This is a genomic window from Aliarcobacter trophiarum LMG 25534 (genome assembly GCF_003355515.1).
Lineage (GTDB): Bacteria > Campylobacterota > Campylobacteria > Campylobacterales > Arcobacteraceae > Aliarcobacter > Aliarcobacter trophiarum.
The window spans coordinates 42,161-60,221 of sequence record NZ_CP031367.1; the positions used below are offsets into that span (position 1 = coordinate 42,161).

General features: G+C 29.6%; 16 protein-coding genes. 6 read left to right on the forward strand and 10 right to left on the reverse strand.

All coding sequences use genetic code 11. The features are described 5' to 3' along the window. The first annotated feature begins 33 nt into the window (after positions 1 to 33). Positions 34 to 435 (forward strand): hypothetical protein, encoded by a 402-nt coding sequence (locus tag ATR_RS00215; RefSeq protein ID WP_115427496.1) that lies wholly within the window; start codon positions 34 to 36, stop codon positions 433 to 435. Between the two features lie 68 nt (positions 436 to 503). Here ATR_RS00215 and ATR_RS00220 read toward each other — a convergent pair whose 3' ends face one another. The 6 genes from ATR_RS00220 to accB all read right to left on the reverse strand — a co-directional run bounded on the left by ATR_RS00220 (position 504) and on the right by accB (position 8,286). Further along, on the reverse strand, positions 504 to 2,096 hold the full coding sequence (locus tag ATR_RS00220) for an asparagine synthetase B family protein (RefSeq protein WP_115427497.1): 1,593 nt from the start codon (positions 2,094 to 2,096) through the stop codon (positions 504 to 506). A 4-nt stretch (positions 2,097 to 2,100) separates the two neighbouring features. Continuing rightward, positions 2,101 to 2,970, reverse strand: coding sequence for an AEC family transporter (locus ATR_RS00225; protein ID WP_235657213.1), 870 nt, complete (start codon positions 2,968 to 2,970; stop codon positions 2,101 to 2,103). A gap of 67 nt (positions 2,971 to 3,037) precedes the next feature. Next, entirely contained in the window at positions 3,038 to 4,621 is a 1,584-nt protein-coding gene (locus ATR_RS00230; protein WP_115427499.1) for an inorganic phosphate transporter, read from the reverse strand. 93 nt (positions 4,622 to 4,714) lie between these two features. Continuing rightward, the gene (locus ATR_RS00235; RefSeq protein WP_115427500.1) at positions 4,715 to 6,235 is read right to left on the reverse strand and encodes a DEAD/DEAH box helicase; all 1,521 of its coding nucleotides are present in this window, start codon (positions 6,233 to 6,235) and stop codon (positions 4,715 to 4,717) included. A 202-nt stretch (positions 6,236 to 6,437) separates the two neighbouring features. Further along, positions 6,438 to 7,790, reverse strand: a complete 1,353-nt coding sequence (locus ATR_RS00240) for an acetyl-CoA carboxylase biotin carboxylase subunit (protein WP_115427501.1) — start codon at positions 7,788 to 7,790, stop codon at positions 6,438 to 6,440. Between the two features lie 10 nt (positions 7,791 to 7,800). Beyond that, the gene (gene accB, locus ATR_RS00245; protein WP_115427502.1) at positions 7,801 to 8,286 is read right to left on the reverse strand and encodes an acetyl-CoA carboxylase biotin carboxyl carrier protein; all 486 of its coding nucleotides are present in this window, start codon (positions 8,284 to 8,286) and stop codon (positions 7,801 to 7,803) included. Positions 8,287 to 8,427: 141 nt separating this feature from the next. On the opposite strand from accB, the gene ATR_RS00250 reads away from it, so the two are divergent. The 5 genes from ATR_RS00250 to ATR_RS00270 are packed head-to-tail and all read left to right on the forward strand — an operon-like array spanning position 8,428 to position 13,099. After that, on the forward strand, positions 8,428 to 8,862 hold the full coding sequence (locus tag ATR_RS00250) for a deoxycytidylate deaminase (RefSeq protein WP_115427503.1): 435 nt from the start codon (positions 8,428 to 8,430) through the stop codon (positions 8,860 to 8,862). Positions 8,863 to 8,917: 55 nt separating this feature from the next. Continuing rightward, positions 8,918 to 9,745: a peptidylprolyl isomerase gene (locus tag ATR_RS00255; protein ID WP_115427504.1), complete on the forward strand. Its 828-nt coding sequence runs from the start codon at positions 8,918 to 8,920 to the stop codon at positions 9,743 to 9,745. Between the two features lie 20 nt (positions 9,746 to 9,765). Continuing rightward, positions 9,766 to 11,196, forward strand: a complete 1,431-nt coding sequence (gatB, locus tag ATR_RS00260; RefSeq protein ID WP_235657214.1) for an Asp-tRNA(Asn)/Glu-tRNA(Gln) amidotransferase subunit GatB — start codon at positions 9,766 to 9,768, stop codon at positions 11,194 to 11,196. Then, complete coding sequence (locus ATR_RS00265) at positions 11,196 to 12,092, forward strand: NAD(P)H-dependent glycerol-3-phosphate dehydrogenase (RefSeq protein ID WP_115427506.1); 897 nt, start codon at positions 11,196 to 11,198, stop codon at positions 12,090 to 12,092. The genes gatB and ATR_RS00265 overlap by 1 nt, the downstream gene beginning before the upstream one ends. Before the next feature lie 23 nt (positions 12,093 to 12,115). Beyond that, the gene (locus tag ATR_RS00270; protein WP_115427507.1) at positions 12,116 to 13,099 is read left to right on the forward strand and encodes a YhdH/YhfP family quinone oxidoreductase; all 984 of its coding nucleotides are present in this window, start codon (positions 12,116 to 12,118) and stop codon (positions 13,097 to 13,099) included. Positions 13,100 to 13,110: 11 nt separating this feature from the next. Here the strand turns inward: ATR_RS00270 and ATR_RS00275 are convergent, their stop codons facing one another. Genes ATR_RS00275 through ATR_RS00290 form a run of 4 tightly spaced genes read right to left on the reverse strand, consistent with a single transcriptional unit; the run spans position 13,111 to position 18,056 of the window. Continuing rightward, positions 13,111 to 13,602, reverse strand: coding sequence for a hypothetical protein (locus tag ATR_RS00275; protein ID WP_115427508.1), 492 nt, complete (start codon positions 13,600 to 13,602; stop codon positions 13,111 to 13,113). A gap of 2 nt (positions 13,603 to 13,604) precedes the next feature. Further along, the gene (locus ATR_RS00280) at positions 13,605 to 14,591 is read right to left on the reverse strand and encodes an OmpA family protein (RefSeq protein ID WP_115427509.1); all 987 of its coding nucleotides are present in this window, start codon (positions 14,589 to 14,591) and stop codon (positions 13,605 to 13,607) included. Between the two features lie 24 nt (positions 14,592 to 14,615). Further along, entirely contained in the window at positions 14,616 to 15,647 is a 1,032-nt protein-coding gene (locus tag ATR_RS00285; RefSeq protein ID WP_115427510.1) for a ribonucleotide-diphosphate reductase subunit beta, read from the reverse strand. A gap of 24 nt (positions 15,648 to 15,671) precedes the next feature. Further along, complete coding sequence (locus ATR_RS00290; protein ID WP_115427511.1) at positions 15,672 to 18,056, reverse strand: ribonucleoside-diphosphate reductase subunit alpha; 2,385 nt, start codon at positions 18,054 to 18,056, stop codon at positions 15,672 to 15,674. Positions 18,057 to 18,061 lie beyond the last annotated feature (5 nt).

Below are 18,061 nucleotides of genomic sequence, written 5' to 3' on the forward strand. Positions count from 1 at the left end.
TAATACAAGATATTTTATGTAAAGGGTTACATTATGTCTTTATTACAATACACATCAGATGAGATGTTTTCGGCAACAGATTTGGTAAGAAAAAATAAATCTATTTTTGATAAATTACAAAAAAAAGAGATAGAAAAAGCGATAATACTCCGAGATGGCAAACCATCTATAATAATGATAGACTTTTCACAGTATGAGAAAATAATGAAAGATTATTTGAATTTAAAAGCTGGAAATAGTACAAATATAAACACAAAAACTATAAATGAAACTGTAACAGAAGAACAAACTATAAAAGGTGACTCAAAAATTAGTCAAGAAGATTATGAAGCTGCTATGAAAGAGATTGAGCAGATAAGTTTTAATTCAGATTTTAGTATTAAAGATGATGAGGAAAAAGCACCACAAGCACTAAAAGAGTTTTGGGAAAAATAGTAATGTTTCACGGGAAACATTTAGAAAGTAAAACCATTTAGAATAAGTTTTTAGTAGTATAAATAGATTTAAAGATATATCTTTTTATACCATAAAGAAAAAACAAAAAGAGAGTACAAATGCTGTTTAAATTTATTTGAACTTGCCAATGTAAAAATATGTTTCAAATAATTTTCATTAAAAAATTGTGTTTGCTTATTTACTTCTAAAATGGTTTCTAGTATAGAGTTTCCAAACTCTTCTTGAAGCCATTCATTAAAAGGACTATTAAAACCTTTCTTTACCCTATTTATAATCTCATTTGGAATATGTTTTTGAGCTATTTTCTTTAGTAGATATTTGTTAGTATCTCCCATTTTAAGTTGACTTTCTATACTAAAAATATATTTAACTATATCATTATCCAAAAAAGGTGTATGTATTTGCAAGGAGTTTATATTTGAAACTTTATATACTTTTGATAAAACAGGATTTGAAACCCAAAGTTTTAGATCAATATAGCTCATATTATCTATAAAATCTTTTTTTGGAGTTTCATTTTTGAATGTTGGAACTTTTACAAAAAGCTTTCTTTTTTGTATATCATTAAAAATCTCTCCAAAAGAGTTATATATATTTTGCTTTTTTACAACTCTTCTCAAAAACTCACTCTCTTTTGTATTGTTTTGTAAAGCGGATATTATCTCATCTAAAAAACTATTTTGCTCTTTTGATAAAGATTTCTCAAAATTGTGATATTTCAAAAATTTTGCATAGTTATCATATCCTAAAAAAAGCTCATCAGCTCCTTCTCCAGAGAGCAAAGAGTTTACACCAAAATCTTTAACATTTTTTAATAAAAAATTTAGTGGAATAGCTGCACTGTCTCCATGAGGTTCATCAAAGAACTCTAAAGAGCTATAAAAACTATCTAAGTACTGTTTTTTATTAATTATAACTTCATGATGATTTGAGTTTATATGATTTGAAGCGATTCTTGCATAGGAAAGCTCACAATAGTTTTTGTACTGACTATAACCTATAGAAAAGGTATCTATTTTTTTACCAGATAATTTTGTATATATTGAAGATATAAGTGAACTATCAACTCCACCACTTAAAAGTGTACTAGGAGATGATTTAAGCCGTTTTTCTATTGCAGAGAATAAAAGCTTCTCTAAATCATTTAAAGCTATACTTTCATCATTTATAGCCTTGTAAGTGTTTATTTTATAGTACCTCTTTTTTGTTAACTCTTTTTTTGGTTCAAAAATCAAATATGAAGCCTCTTCAAGTTTATAAATATCATTATAAAAGGTATCTTCACCAAAAGTTGAGAAGTATTGGATATATTTACTAAGAGCTAATTTATTCATTTTTGGAGTAATTGATAACTCTTTTAAAATATCTTTTATAGAAGTTGAGAATATGAATATTTCATTTTTTATATAATAATATAGTGGAATATTTCCAAATCTATCTCTTGAACAAAAGTAAAGATTTTTTATTTTATCATAGATGCAAAAGGCAAAGTTTCCATCTAATTTTGAAACAAAATCAAAGCTATATTTAAGATAAAAATCTTCTAAGAGTTCAAATTCATTTTTAAATGTGTAAATATTTGTGTTATAAATTTCACCTTCAAAATAAATTGTAAAATCTTTAAGATCAAGTTTTTTCATATATTTACTTTATAAAATAGTCAATAATCTCAATGTAAAAGTGCAATAAAAGTACAAAAATAGCACTAGAAACTAAAATGGTTGCAGCAACATCACTAGATTTTACATTATATATTACAGAAAAATTTACATTATTTACAGCAAGTGGAACCATTAGCTCCATAATAATAATGGAAGCAATCATAGAGTTTAAATCTGTAAAGTTTATAATTAAAATAAGACCTATAACAGGTAATAAAATATGTTTAACAAAACTAATATGTAAAGATAACTTCCAAGGAATAGCTTTTATCTTTACACTATATAAATAAGTTCCAAAAATCATAAGTTGAAGAGTTAAAGCACTATATGCACCCATTTCTAAGGCAAAATCAAACTCTTTGGGAATAGGTATCTTATAGTAGTTTATAAAAAGAGCAAAAACGGCAAACCAAATAACAGGGATTTTAAATATAGATTTTATTGATTGCCAAAAATTAAACTGTTCTCTTGCAAAAAAGAAGATAGAGACTGTATACATAAAAAAGATATTTGCGATATTTATAATACTAGTATATGGTACACTCTGCTCTCCAAAAAGTGCAATTCCCAAAGGAATACCTAAATTACCAGTATTTCCTATAAGAGCAGTTGCTAAAAAGATATTATTATCTGTTTTTGATGAGAATATAAATTTTGAGTACAAAAGCATTAAACCTAAAGTACTTAACATACAAATAATAGTAAATATTGGAGAAAAAATAAACTCATAATTTAAAGGTTCTTTTGTTAATCCCCAAAAAATCATAATTGGTTGTAGATAGTAAAGGGAGATTAAAACTAAAGTTTTTTCATCTATTTGAGTTTGTAGCTTTTTTTTTGCAATAAAACCCAAAAAGATAAAAAAATAGATAGGAAGAACTGAAAGTATAGCTTCTATTTTTTATCCTTTAGTAGCAGTCTTAAACTGCTACAATTCCTTTTATCATATAAAAAATTCCAGCAGCTAAAAGAGCTGATGTAGGTACTGTAATAACCCAAGCAGCGATTATTTTTTTAACAGCATCTCTTTTTACATATTTTGTACCTTTTGCTTGTTTGAAATCTTTTTTCTCCTGTTTTACTTGAGCTTCAATTTCATCTATTTTCTTAAATAATTCAACAATTTTTATATAAGTTTGTTTATTTTTATCTTTAATGGCTTCAAGCTTAGATAAATCTGCTTGATTTTTTTCAAGCTCTTTTTTATGTTTTTTGAATTTCTCTCTAATATCTTGAACATAGTTCTTTTCCGTCATATCAAGAGCCTCTCTTAAAAATCCAACTCCAAAAACACCACCTATTGCAATATGAGTAGAAGATACAGGAAGACCTAATTGACTTGCTAAAATAACAGTAAGAGCAGTTGCTACTGCAATAGAGAATGCTCTCATTTGATCCAGTTCTGTAATTTCACTACCAACAGTTCTTATTAGTCTAGGACCATATAAAATAAGTCCAATAACTATACCAATTGCACCAACAACCATAATCCAAAATGGAACAGATGCATTTACATTTGCCCCTTCATGTAAAATTGCATCATTTATAGCAGCAAGAGGACCAATTGCATTTGAAACATCATTTGCCCCATGTGCAAATGATAGTAGAGCTGCACCAAAGATTAGAGCAGGTGTGAATAATTTATTTACACTAGCTCTATCATTTGATAGAGAGGATAAATTTTTATCTATACTTCTTTTAGTCAAAAAATATGCACATACAGAGAATAGAATACTAATTCCTGAGGCAAATAAGAAACTAACATGAATTACTTGCTTTAAACCTTTTAAAATTAGGTATGTAGAAAATGCCCAAGTCATTATAGCGATTAAAATAGGAATAAATTTTTTAGCTTGTTCTAGCATATTTTCTTTATAAACAATCTGTTTTTTTATAAAATATAGGAAACTAGCAGCAATAATTCCACCGAGTAAAGGAGATATAACCCAAGAAGAAGCAATTTCTGCTAAGCTACCCCAATTTAAAATAGAAAAGCCAGCACTTGCTATTCCAGCTCCCATTACACCACCAACAATTGCATGAGTAGTTGAAACAGGTGCACCAATAGATGTAGCAAAGTTTAACCACACAGCACCTGCAAGAAGACCTGCTGTCATTGCCCAAATAAATGAGTTTTTATCAGAAATTAATGTAATATCAATAATTCCACTTTTAATAGTATTAACAACATCCCCTCCAGCTACAATAGCTCCAGCACTTTCAAATATTGCTGCTATTATAATTGCCCCTGTTAAAGTTAAAGCTCTTGCTCCAACTGCTGGCCCTACATTGTTTGCAACATCATTTGCCCCAATATTTAAAGCCATATATGCTCCAAAAATGGCACCTATTATTAAAAAAGTATTATCGGGTACTTTACCGTGAGAAGAGTATGTCCAAAGAAATACTGCTAATAAAAATAGCAGTGAGAGAGATAATTTTGCGAAACTTGAAAGAGATTTCTCGGTGGCACTTTCAATAGTCTTTATAGTTTTAATATCCATACGATTTTCCTTATGTATCTAAATTGTGATAAAGTTATTATAGTTTAATTACTCTTATTTCGAGTTTAGTGATAACGGGGAAAAAGAAGAGATTTAATCTCTTCTTCTAGGTCTTGAACTTCTTGCAGGTTTATCAGCAGAATCTCTACTTGAACTAGTTCTACTTCTTGATGTTGAGGGCTTTTTCTGACCACCTCTATCATCTCTTGGAGCAAAATCTCTTCTTTGTCCACCACTTCTTCCTCTTCCTCTTGAAGAACCTCTTCTATCATCACTTCTATCGTTATTTCTTGATACATTTTCTATTAATCTACTTATATCAAGCTCACTTTTTCCTATGTGATTGTTCCCCTTTACATAAGTTTTTGAAGCAATTATAGAAGCTAATTTAAATGCAATTGTAGATATGTCAAACTCATCTTTTAACTCTTCAACAATAGCTATTGCATAATCTTTTATCTCTTGATCTAAAATAGATTGTTTAAGCTCATCAATTTTCTTCTGTTTTACAGTTGAAATATTTGGAACAACTTTAGATTCTAATTTTGTACCAATTGTTTTTTCAATTCTTTGAAGAGTTCTAAACTCATGAGGTGTTACAATTGAAATAGCAACTCCTTCTTTTCCAGCTCTTCCTGTTCTTCCAATTCTATGAACATAAGATTCACCATCAAAAGGCAAGTGATAATTAAATACATGAGTTACATCATTTACATCAAGTCCTCTTGCAGCAACATCAGTTGCAATTAAAATCTCTAGCTTTGAAGTTTTAAATGCTTTAATAGCTTCTTCTCTTTGTTTTTGCTCCATATCACCGTGTAATGATTTAGCCATAAACCCTTGAGAGATTAAAAAAGTTGATAATCTATCAACATCTTTTTTTGTTCTACAAAAAATTATAGATTTTTTTGGATTTTTATAATCAAAAAGTCTTATAAGTGCATCATCTCTCTCTCTTTCATCTACTACATAGAAAGTTTGAGTAATGTTTTTGTTTGTTACATCAGCTTTTGTAATTGTTACAAACTCTGGCTCTTTTAAAATTGTTTTTGCTAGATTTTTTATTGCTGTTGGCATTGTTGCTGAAAATAGTAAAGTTTGTCTAGTCTCAGGAAGATATGTGAAAATCTCTTTAATATCATCTAAGAATCCCATGTCAAGCATCTCATCTGCTTCATCTAAAATTACAAATCTTGGTTTGATTTTTATATGTCCATTTTTTAATAAATCTAAAAATCTTCCAGGTGTTGCTACAATTACACTAGCAGTCTCCATTAGTTTTAGTTGTCTTGAGTATGATTGACCACCATAAACTGTTGCTGTATTTATTCCTAGAAACTTTCCAAATTTAAAAAGTTCATCAGATACTTGCATTGCTAGTTCTCTTGTTGGAACTATTACAACTGCCTCTGCATTTTTACCCGTTAATTGATTTAAAACAGGTAGTCCAAAAGCTGCTGTTTTTCCTGTTCCTGTATGAGCTTGTCCTACCATATCTTTTCCTAAAAGTATATGTGGGATAGCATCTATTTGAATTGGACTTGGCTCTTTAAATCCAGCTTCGTCTATTGCTTTTTGTAAATTTTCTTTGAAATTAAAATCTTTAAAAGTCATTTTTTATCCTTAAAGTATATATTTTAAATATACACTCTTATATTAAAAAACCTTCCTAAAATGGATAATCAAATATAAAAAATATGTAAGTTATTAGTATAAAATTACTAAATCTTAAAAAAAGATAGGCATATAAATGTGTATAAATCTGCGGAGTTTATCTAAAAATATATTAGATATAGCTTTAAGAAAGAAAACTTTCTTAAATGCTATCAAGACCTTTGTAGTTTTCAAGGTATTTTGTATCGTAGTTGTTATCAACAAAATCTTGGTTCGCCATCATTTTTTTATGGAATGGGATATTTGTTTTAATTCCTTCAACCTCAAACTCACTTAAAGCTCTCTTCATAATGTTTATAGCTTTATTTCTATCTCTACCCCAAACGATTAGTTTTCCAATCATTGAATCATAATGAGGAGGAACTATATAGTTTGTATAGATATGTGAATCTACTCTTACATTTCTTCCACCTGGAACCATCCATTGAGTTATCTTTCCAGGACATGGTAAGAAAGTATTTGGGTCTTCAGCTGTAATTCTACACTCAATAGCATGACCTCTAAATCTAATACTATCTTGAGCTGGAAGCTCTTTACCTTCAGCTACTTTTATCATCAACTCTACAATATCAAGACCTGAAACCATCTCAGAAACAGGATGTTCTACTTGAAGTCTAGTATTCATCTCCATAAAATAGATATTTTGTTTATCATCTGCTAAAAACTCAAAAGTTCCAGCACCCTCATATTTTAAATATTTTGTAGCTTTTACTGCAACTTCCAAAAGTTTTGCTCTTGTCTCTTCATTTAATAAAATTGCTGGTGATTCTTCAATAACTTTTTGGTGTCTTCTTTGTAAAGAGCAATCTCTTTCCCCAACATGAATAGCATTTCCATGGCTATCTCCAATTACTTGAACTTCTATATGTCTAGGATTATTTATAAATCTCTCTAAATACATAGTCCCATCACCAAATGCTGCTAATGCTTCACTTGAAGCTGCAAGGTATTGTGAGTCAAAGTCTTTCTCTTCTTTGATTAATCTCATACCTCTTCCACCACCACCAGCAGATGCTTTTGCCATAATTGGATAACCAATCTCACGTGCAATTTTTTTACCTTCATCAAGAGTTCTTACTGCACCTTTACTTCCAGGAACTACAGGTACTCCTGCTTTTACCATCTCTTCTTTTGCTTTTGATTTATCAGCCATCTTTTCCATAACTTCAGAAGATGGACCAATAAATTTAATATTGTGTAGTTTACAAATCTCTACAAAATCTTGGTTTTCAGATAAAAATCCATATCCAGGGAAAATTGCATCACAACCAGTCATTTCAGCTGCTGTTATAAGAGCAGGAATATTTAAGTATGATTCACTAGATTTTGCTCCACCAATACAAACAGCTTCATCTGCATGTTTTAAATAAGAGGCATTTTTATCTCCAGCACTATAAACTGCAACAGATTTTTTACCCATCTCTTTTATAGTTCTAATAGCTCTTTGAACTATCTCACCTCTATTTGCTATTAAAATCTTTTTTATTTCTGCCATATTTTGCTTCTTAAACTTTTTCAACTATAAATATTGGCATATCATATTCAACTGGTTCACCGTTTTGAACTAAAATATCAATAATTTTACAATCATATTCAGCTTCAACCTCATTCATAATTTTCATAGCCTCTAAAATACATAGAGTTTGTCCTTTTCTAACAATATCACCAATTCCACAAAAAGATGGAGAATCAGGAGAAGGAGAAGAGTAGTAAGTTCCCACCATAGGTGCATTTATTGTTATTCCATTTACTGAATTCTCTTTTGGTGTTTCATTTGAAACAGCAGGAGTAGATAAAACAGATGAAGATGTAGAAGCAGTTTGAGCAACTGGAGCAATAGCTTGAGCCATTGGAGTTGTAGAAACTGTAGTAACCCCACCTTCAAAACCTCTTTGCATAGAGATTTCAAACTCTCCTTCTTTAACTCTTAGTTTATTAAGTTCACTTTTATCGAAAACTCTAATCAACTCTTTTATATCTTTAAAATCCATATTTAGCCTTTTTTTTAGAAAAATTTCTATGATAATATCAAAAACTTTCTAATTTTTATATTTTTATTTACAAAAATAAGCTTTTTTTAAGATTATAAATCAAATTTTGTTATAATCTTTAAAAAAAATTAGGTTAGAAATATGATTAGTGATAAAAACTTTTTAAATATTGCAAAAGAGATATCTCTTGCTTCAAAATGCGTATCAAAACAAGTTGGAGCTGTAATAGTAAAAGATGGAAGAATTCTATCAACTGGATATAATGGAACACCTTCTGGGTACCAAAATTGCAGTGATTATTGGAATGCAGAATATACAAAAGAGCACCACGAATGGTCAAAAACTTATGAGATACATGCAGAGATGAATGCTATTATTTGGGCTGCAAGAAAAGGTATTAGTATCGAAGGTGGAACAATTTATGTGACATTAGAACCTTGTAGCGAATGCTCAAAAAATCTAATAGCAAGTGGAATAAAAAGAATAGTATATGAAAAATCTTATGAACATACAAATTCGCAAATCATCTCAAAATTCTTAGAAGATAATGGTGTTGTTATAGAGCAAATTTTATAAAATTTAAGGGAATTTCGATAAAATATCCCTTTTATCAAAGAAAGGATTTCCAAAAATGCACAAATTTCTATTAGCTTTACTTTTAGGCTCAAGTTTAACATATGCTTCAACACTAAATGGTATAGCAATTACGGTTAATGATGAACCAATTACACAATATGATATTGAAAAAACAATGTCAGTAAATAAAATCTCAAAGAATGAAGCAGTTAGCTATCTTATAGATAAGATTTTATATGACCAATTAGTAAAGAAAAACAATATCTCTGCTGATATTTTTGAAACAAATGAGTATATTGAAAAACTTGCAAATTCAAATGGAATGGATGTATATGCTTTTAAATCTATTGTAAAACAAGAGTATCCAAACTATGAAGTTTTTGAGAATGAGGCAAAAAATGCTGTAATTAGACAAAAACTTATTAGTAGCTTAGTTCGTGGGCAACTTGCAATTGCAAATGATGATGATATGCAACTATATTATGAAAAAAATATAAATAAATATTTAACTTCAAAGTATTTTGAGGTTATTCAATATAGCTCTACAAATAAAAATGCACTTATTGATACAATTCAAAATCAAGCAAAAGCAAAATCAAGTGAAGTTACAAAAACTCCCTTAAGATTAGATAGTAGTAAAATTCATGCTCAGTTACAATATATTTTAAATGGAACAAAACAAAATACATTTACACCAATATTTACGGCTGATAAACAGTATGTTACTCTATTTTTAAAACAAGCAGAAGGGAAAGTTGCTTTACCTTTTGAGATGGTAAAACCTAGAGTTTTTAATGATATTATGGAACAAAGAGAGCAAACATTTTTGAAAGATCATTTTGAGAAACAAAAAGTAAAAGCAGATATAAAAGTATTAAGATAAGGATTATAAATATGTCAAGTATGTTTGAAACAGTAATAGGGCTAGAGGTTCATGCACAATTAAATACAAAAAGTAAGCTTTTTTGTTCTTGTGCAACAAGTTTTGGAGAAGAGGCAAATAGTAACACTTGTCCAACTTGTTTAGCTCTTCCTGGAGGACTTCCAGTTCTAAATAAAGAGGCAGTACATAAAGCAATTATGTTAGGAACTGCTCTTAAATCAAAGATAAATAAAGTATCAGTATTCGATAGAAAGAATTATTTCTATCCTGATTTACCAACTGGTTATCAAATATCTCAATTAAGTACTCCTGTTGTTGGACTTGGTGAATTGACTATAGATTTTCCAGATGGAACTAGTAAAACTATTGGAGTTACAAGAGCACATTTAGAAAATGATGCTGGAAAGAACATTCATAGTGGTAACCACTCACAAGTAGATTTAAACCGTGCAGGAACTCCGTTACTTGAAATTGTTAGTGAACCAGATATGAGAAGTGCAGAAGAGGCTATTTTATATCTTAAAAAACTTCACTCAATTGTTAGGTATATTGGAATTAGCGATGCAAATATGCAAGAGGGAAGTTTTAGATGTGATGTAAATGTCTCTATTCGTCCAAAAGGTGATACAAAGTTTTATACTAGATGTGAAATTAAAAATATGAACTCATTTAGGTTTATTGAAAAAGCAATTGCCTATGAAGTTAATAGACAAATAGAAGCTTGGGAAGATGGTGTTTATGAAAGAGAGATAGTTCAAGAGACTAGACTTTTTGATACAAATACAGGGGAAACTAGAAGTATGAGAGGAAAAGAGGATGCTGCTGATTATAGATATTTTCCTGACCCTGATTTACTCTCTTTAGTAATTAGTGATGAGATGTTAGAAGAGTATTCAAAAATTCCAGAACTTCCTGATGAAAAAAAAGCTAGATTTGTAAAAGAGTATGGATTAAAAGAGTATGATGCATCTGTTATAACTTCATCTTTGGAGATGGCAAACTATTTTGATTCAATGATGAGCGAAGGAATTAGTGCCAAAAATGCGACAACGTGGTTAACAGTTGAACTTCAAGGAAGATTAAAAGAGGGTGTTACTATTGAAGAGTCTCCAATAGATGCAAAAACACTAGCTACAATTGTAAAAAGGATTGAAGATAGTACAATTTCAGGAAAAGCCGCAAAAGAGGTTTTAGATGATTTAATTGCAAATAGCTCTGATAATGTAGATGCAACAATTGAAAAATTGGGACTTAAACAAGTAAGTGATGATGGAGCAATATTGGCTATTATTGATGAGATTTTAAGTGCAAATCAAGATAAAGTAGCTGAATATAAAGCTGGAAAAGAAAAGATGTTTGCATTCTTTGTTGGACAAACTATGAAAGCTAGTAAAGGTAGTGCAAATCCTCAAAAAGTAAATGAGTTAATTAAAGAGAGATTATCAAAATAATGAGAAAAGGGAAACTTGCAGTTATTGGAGCAGGAAAATGGGGACAAGCTCTTCATTTTGCATTAAGTCAAAAAGAAGAGTGCTATATAACTTCAAGATCAAAAAGGGATATTAAAAACTTTGTTGACTTAGAGTTTGCTCTCTCTTGTGAATATTTAGTAATTGCAATTCCCGCCCAAGAAATAAGAAATTGGCTAGAGAAAAACTTTGTATATTCCAATCAAAAAATATTAGTTGCAAGCAAAGGAATAGAGGCCTCTACAGGAGCATTTTTAAATGAAATCTATAGTAACTTTATACCAAATAATAGTATTGGTTTTATCTCTGGACCATCATTTGCAGCTGAGGTTATACAAGGGCTTCCTTGTGCTTTAGTTATAAATTCTAAATCAAAAAAGATATATGAAGAGTTTAGTAAATTTTTCCCAAATTTTATAAAAACATACTATAGTTCAGATGTTGTAGGAGCTGAAATAGCAGGGGCTTATAAAAATGTTTTAGCAATTGCTAGTGGAATTTGTGAAGGATTAAATTTAGGGAATAATGCAAAAGCCTCTTTAATATCAAGAGGCTTAGTGGAGATGCAACGATTTGGTAAATATTTTGGAGCAAAAAAGATGACTTTTTTAGGTCTTAGTGGAGCTGGAGATCTATTTTTGACAGCAAACTCTACAATGAGTAGGAACTATAGAGTTGGTTTGGGACTTGCTACAAATAGAAGTTTAGAAGAGATATTAAAAGAGTTAGGAGAAGTTGCTGAGGGAGTACAAACAGCAAATGCAATAGATAAGCTATCAAAAATGTACAAGATTTACACTCCAATTGCAAAAGAGGTTAAACTTATACTAGATGGAAAAAGTCCAAAAGATAGTTTAAATGATTTAATAAAAAACTAAAAATTCAAATCAAAAGGGAAAAAATGAGAGCTTTTGTAGTAGAAAAAGATAAAAATGGTGAAGTTAGTTCTAGTGTAAAAGAGGTAGAAAAACCAATTTGTGGTGAAGATGAAGTTCTTATAAAAGTTACATACTCTAGTTTAAACTATAAGGATGCTTTGAGCTCTATTGGACATAGTGGAGTTACTAGAAAATTTCCACATATAACTGGTGTTGATGTTATAGGAACTATTTTTGAGACAAAATCAAATCATTTTGAAGTAGGGCAGAGAGTTATTGTAACAGGATATGATTTGGGAATGAATACAGATGGTGGTCATGCACAGTTTACAAAGGTTCCTGCTTCATGGATTGTAAAAGCACCAGATTGTTTAAGTGATAAAGAGATAATGTCATATGGAACAGCTGGACTAACAGCTGCTTTAAGCATAAATGAGTTGATTAATAACAATATCTCTCCTGAAAGTGGAGATATTTTAGTTACAGGAGCAACAGGTGGTGTAGGCTCTTTAGCAGTTACTATTTTAAATAGTTTGGGCTTTAATGTTGTAGCAATTTCAGGGAAAAGTGATAAGATAGATTTTCTGAAAAAGATTGGTTCAAAGGAAGTTATTTTAAGAGACAACTTTTTAAAAGATAGTGCAAAAGCTCTTTTAGCTCCAAAATTTGCAGCTGTTATTGATACTGTAGGTGGAGATATTTTATCAACTTCTTTAAAGCAAACAAAATATGATGGAGTGGTTACTTGCTGTGGTCTTACAGCTTCAAGTGATTTAAATACAAATGTGTTTCCATTTATCTTAAGAGGTGTAAGACTTATTGGAATTGATAGTGTTGAGTGCAGTTTAGTTAAGAAACAAGAGTCATGGGAACAGTTAGCTAGTAAATTTAGGGTTGATAAGTTAAATACTATTATAAAAGAGATAACTCTTGATGAGATAGGAGATGCCTATAAAGAGCTACTTAATTCAAAAAGTATTGGAAGATATATAGTAAAGCTAAACTAAAATATAAGTTTTTAATTTTCTAAATTCTGAGAGCTATTTTCTAAATCTTCTAAAAGTTTTTGACTATAGTTTGTCTCTTTTCCAGTTTTTAAAATTTTTGCTTGTTCAAGCCACTGATTTGCTCGTGCATAGTTTGGAAGATTTAAGAAGTTTTCTACCCATTCAGTATTTTTACTAGTCCAAGATGAGATTTGTTCAAAATGGTAAATACCTAATTTAAACAGCTCATTTTCTATATTTTCATCTATACCTTTTATCTTTTTAAGGTTATCTTTTTTATTTGATGAACTCAAAACCATTGGTTTGAAGTCTAAACTAGCACTTTTATTGAAAATAGGATTGATTTTAAACTTATTTTTCTCAACAACATTTATATCTTTACTATTTTGTGCCGAGCAAAAAGTCTGTTTACTTCTTTTCCCAAGGATATAACCAAAAACTAGACCTAAGACAAAGGCAACTGCTAAATTCAAGACAATATACTGTGCGACATCTGTAAGCATTATTAATCCCCTATAATAAACTCTACTCTTCTATTTATATCTGATAAACCGTTTTCATCATCTTTTGCGATTGGTCGTTCATTTCCATATCCAACTGCTCTAATTCTATCTTTATCCACTCCAAAGCTTATTAAAATCTCTTTTACCATATCGGCTCTATCTTGAGATATTTTTTTATTAAGCTCCTTATTTCCTCTTGAGTCTGTATGACCACCAACCTCTATAGAAAAACTATTATTTTCTTTTAAAATAATACTTAAGTTTTCTATCAACATCTTTGATTTTTCTGTTGGCTCTACACTTTTTCTTTCAAAAGATATTTTATCTGTGATAAAAAGGTTATTTACAAGCAATTGTACATCATCTTTTGACAAAATACTCTTTTTTTCTTGAAGATTATTATTTAATTTATTTAATTCATCATCTTTTGTAACATTTTCTTGATTTAAGTCAACACTTTTAATTTTTTCATAGATATTTGTTTGAATCTCATAGTTTGATATTTTTGAAAGAGTTATATTTACTAATTCCCTATAGCTTTCATCTTTAAGAAAGCCTTCTAAAACTATTTTATTACCATCAAAACTTATTTTTGAGTTATCTTCAAAATTATCTTTCAAAATAGCAGTTAGCTCTACAATTTGCTCTAATAAATCTTTATTAATTTGACTATTTTCCACAATAGTAATATTTTCTAAGTTATTTATCTTTAAAAAATCAGTAATTTTCTTTGCCATTTCATTGCTTGAAAATATACCGCTTAAAAATAGTTTATTGTTGTTTTTTGTAATAACAAAGTTTGATGAAACATAAGTGGGTTTTTTAAAGAAATCTTCACTAAAGAACTTAAATATACTATTTTTCTCATTTAACTCTATACTCTCTTTTTTATTTGCAAAGTAATCTTTATAATCAAAAGTATAAATAGATAAAATATTTAGAGATATAAATAAAATTAGTAAAATAGAAATCTTCATAAAAATTGACATATGTTTTCCTTGTCTAACTAAATATTAGAAATCATCAAAATCTATACTACCTTTTGAGTAGTTTACTACATTCCCTTCAAAGAAGTTTGTTCTTTGGTCATTAAAACTTGCATATCCGTCTACCCATGGAATTGGATGTTTTACATTATATTCAGGTTTGTATCCTATAGCTTCAAGTCTTCTATCTGCTAGATATTCAATATATTGTCTAATAATACTATCTGTAAATCCTAAAATTTGCCCCTGAGTAATATAAGCTCCCCAAGATGCCTCTAAATCAACAGCTTTTCTAAACATTGCTCTAACTTTTTCTTCTAGTTCAGGTGTAAAAAGGTCTGCTCTCTCTTTTCTTACACTATTTATCATATTTTGAAATAGTAAAAGGTGAGTTACCTCATCTCTTTGAATAAATCTAATCATTTGTGAACTTCCAAGCATTTTCCCACTTTTCCCAAGTGCATAAATAGCTGCAAATCCAGCATAAAAATATAGTCCTTCTAAAATTTGATTGGCAAACATTGCTAAAACCATCTTCTCATCAGTTAAATCGCCATTTGATAAATCTTCATAAACTCCAGCAATATAAGTATTTTTTTCTCTTAGTTTTGTATCTGTTTTCCACATATCATAGATTAAATCTGTATTATCAGAGATACTTTCAACCATAACAGCATAAGATTTACTATGATTTGCTTCTTCATATGATTGTCTTGATAAACAAGCATTTATTTCAGGAGCAGTAATATATGGATTGATATTATCCATAAGGTTATTTGTTTGTAAACTATCCATAAAAATTAGTTGACTTAAAACCAAATCATACATTCTTTTTTCAGGTTGAGTTAAAAACTTATAATCTTTAGCATCTTGTGTCATTTGAACTTCTCGTGGAAACCAAGTATTTGCCTCCATCATATCCCAAAGTCTCAAAGCCCACTCATATTTCATTCTTGTAAAATTTATCATTCCATCAGAGTTACCACCAAAAACTCTTCTGTCATTTAAACTCTCTTTTGAGTTTGGATTATATATTGTTTTTCTTTTATTACTATGCATTTTTACTCCTTCTAAAATTTACTATTATTGACAACCAGCACACTCCATACTTCTATCTTCTACATCATTTTTTGCTTCTGGACTTTGACTTCTTAAATAGTATGTTGATTTAAGACCTAGTTTCCATGCTAATGTATATATTTCATGAAGATGTTTTCCACTTGCTTTGTCTAAACTCATAAAGATATTTGTGCTTTGACCTTGATCTATCCATTTTTGTCTTATTGCTGCTGCTTTTACAACTTGAAGTTGATCTATTTCAAATGCTGGTGTATAAAAAGACCAAGTTTCAGGGCTTAGTTTTGGAGCAACAACTGGAATTAGTCCACTTAAATTCTCTTCAAACCATTTTCTTTTATAAACAGGTTCTATTGCTTGAGTAGTTCCTACTAAAATAGAGATAGATGATGTAGGAGCAATAGCCATTAGATAACCATTTCTCATACCATCTTTTTTAACTTTTTCTCGTAAATATTCCCAATCACAAGAGTTATCAAATAAATCTTTCTCTACAATAGCATTTACAGCTTGTGGAGTATGATCATGAGGCATAATACCTTTGCTCCAATTTGAACCCTCAAAAGTAGGGTAAGAGCCTTTTTCTATTGCTAAATTTGAACTTGATAAAATAGTATTATAAGAGATACACTCCATAATCTCATCTATTTTTTTAAAATGCTCACTACTTCCCCAAGATATTTTATTATTTGCTAACATCTCGGCTTCACCCATAACACCAAGTCCAATTGCTCTAGATTTTAAGTTTGTAGCTTTTACTTTTCTAAGTGGATAAAAGTTTAAATCTATAACATTATCAAGCATATTTACAGCTATTGGAGTTACTCTTTTTATATCTTCATTTGTATTTATTCTTGATAGATTTATACTTGCAAGATTACAAACAGCAGTGTTTCCATCTATTTTTTGTTTTTCAACTATAAAGATTTTTTTGCCATTTATACTATCAAGAGCGGTTACCTTATTTGCTTTTTTTGTAATTCCACCATCAACAAGAACTAAATCCTCTTCTTCAAAAGTTTTTATAACTCCATCTTCAAACTCTATTTGTATTTTGTAGTGGTTTGGATTTGTATTTTGGAAAATCTCTGTACAAAGGTTTGAACTTCTAATATGCCCAACATGAGGGTTTGGATTTACTCTATTTGCACTATCTTTAAAGCATAAAAATGGGCTTCCACTTTCAAAATATGAAGTTAAGATTTTTTTCCATAAATCTTTTGCTTTTATTCTATTTTTAGTAATATCATCATTATTTTCATATGCAATATATTTTGTTTCAAACTCTTCTCCAAAACACTCGCTTAAATCTTTAACTTCAACAGGATCAAAAAGTGTCCAATGTCCATCTTCTAAAACTCTTTGCATAAAGATATCACTTATCCATAGTGCTGGAAATAAATCATGTGCTCTACGTCTCTCTTCTCCACTATTTTTCTTTAAATCTATAAAATCCATAATATCCATGTGCCAAGGCTCAAGATACACAGCAATTGCCCCTTTTCTTGTACCTAATTGATCAACAGCAATAGCAATATCATTTGTGATTTTTAAAAATGGAATTGTTCCACCTGCTGCACTTTTATGTCCATCAATAGCACCACCTAAACTTCTAATTTGATTCCAATCCCAGCCAATTCCACCACCAAATTTACTCAATAGTGCCATCTCTTTATATCCATCAAAGATACCTTCAATATTATCTGGACTTGAACCAATATAACAAGAGCTTAATTGATGTCTATTTGTTCTAGCATTACTTAGAGTTGGAGTTGCAAGCATTACTTCAAATTTAGAGATAACATCATAAAACTCTTTTGCTTTTTCTTGTTTATTTTTTTCATTTTGAGCCAAAAACATAGCAATTGCCATAAACATCTGTTGAGGTAACTCAATTGGCTCACCTTTGCTATTTTTTAATAAATATCTGTCATATAGAGTTTTTATCCCTAGATAGTTAAATAAAAAATCTCTCTCTTGCTTTATATAAGAGTTTAAATCATTTAAATCATAACCATTTGCTAAGTTTGGAATAATTCTTCCTGCTTCAACTCCAAAGCTGATATAATCCTTTAAATGTCTATAAGCATCACCTTTTACTCCATGAGTTGCAATTCCTACTCTATGATACAAATCGTATAGAAATAGTCTTGCTGCAACAAAAGTCCAGTTTGGAACATCTATATCTATTTTTTCAACAGCTGTTTTAATTAAGGCATCTTGAATATCACTTGAGTGCATTCCATCAATAAATTTTATGCGAGAGTCAAGTTCAAGTTCACTTTGGCTAACTCCATCGAGTTTTGCCGTTGCTTCTATAGTCATTTTTTGGATTTTTGTAATATCCAAAACTTCTTTTCTTCCATTTCTTTTTTGTATCATTATTGTCATTTATT

Coding starts and splice junctions, on each gene's coding strand:
- ATR_RS00215 (WP_115427496.1), top strand. CDS start 34: ATGTCTTTATTACAATACACATCAGATGAGATGTTTTCGGCAACAGAT.
- ATR_RS00220 (WP_115427497.1), bottom strand. CDS start 2,096: ATGAAAAAACTTGATCTTAAAGATTTTACAATTTATTTTGAAGGTGAA.
- ATR_RS00230 (WP_115427499.1), bottom strand. CDS start 4,621: ATGGATATTAAAACTATAAAGACTATTGAAAGTGCCACCGAGAAATCT.
- ATR_RS00235 (WP_115427500.1), bottom strand. CDS start 6,235: ATGACTTTTAAAGATTTTAATTTCAAAGAAAATTTACAAAAAGCAATA.
- ATR_RS00240 (WP_115427501.1), bottom strand. CDS start 7,790: ATGGCAGAAATAAAAAAGATTTTAATAGCAAATAGAGGTGAGATAGTT.
- accB (WP_115427502.1), bottom strand. CDS start 8,286: ATGGATTTTAAAGATATAAAAGAGTTGATTAGAGTTTTCGATAAAAGT.
- ATR_RS00250 (WP_115427503.1), top strand. CDS start 8,428: ATGATTAGTGATAAAAACTTTTTAAATATTGCAAAAGAGATATCTCTT.
- ATR_RS00255 (WP_115427504.1), top strand. CDS start 8,918: ATGCACAAATTTCTATTAGCTTTACTTTTAGGCTCAAGTTTAACATAT.
- gatB (WP_235657214.1), top strand. CDS start 9,766: ATGTTTGAAACAGTAATAGGGCTAGAGGTTCATGCACAATTAAATACA.
- ATR_RS00265 (WP_115427506.1), top strand. CDS start 11,196: ATGAGAAAAGGGAAACTTGCAGTTATTGGAGCAGGAAAATGGGGACAA.
- ATR_RS00270 (WP_115427507.1), top strand. CDS start 12,116: ATGAGAGCTTTTGTAGTAGAAAAAGATAAAAATGGTGAAGTTAGTTCT.
- ATR_RS00275 (WP_115427508.1), bottom strand. CDS start 13,602: ATGCTTACAGATGTCGCACAGTATATTGTCTTGAATTTAGCAGTTGCC.
- ATR_RS00280 (WP_115427509.1), bottom strand. CDS start 14,591: ATGTCAATTTTTATGAAGATTTCTATTTTACTAATTTTATTTATATCT.
- ATR_RS00285 (WP_115427510.1), bottom strand. CDS start 15,647: ATGCATAGTAATAAAAGAAAAACAATATATAATCCAAACTCAAAAGAG.
- ATR_RS00290 (WP_115427511.1), bottom strand. CDS start 18,056: ATGACAATAATGATACAAAAAAGAAATGGAAGAAAAGAAGTTTTGGAT.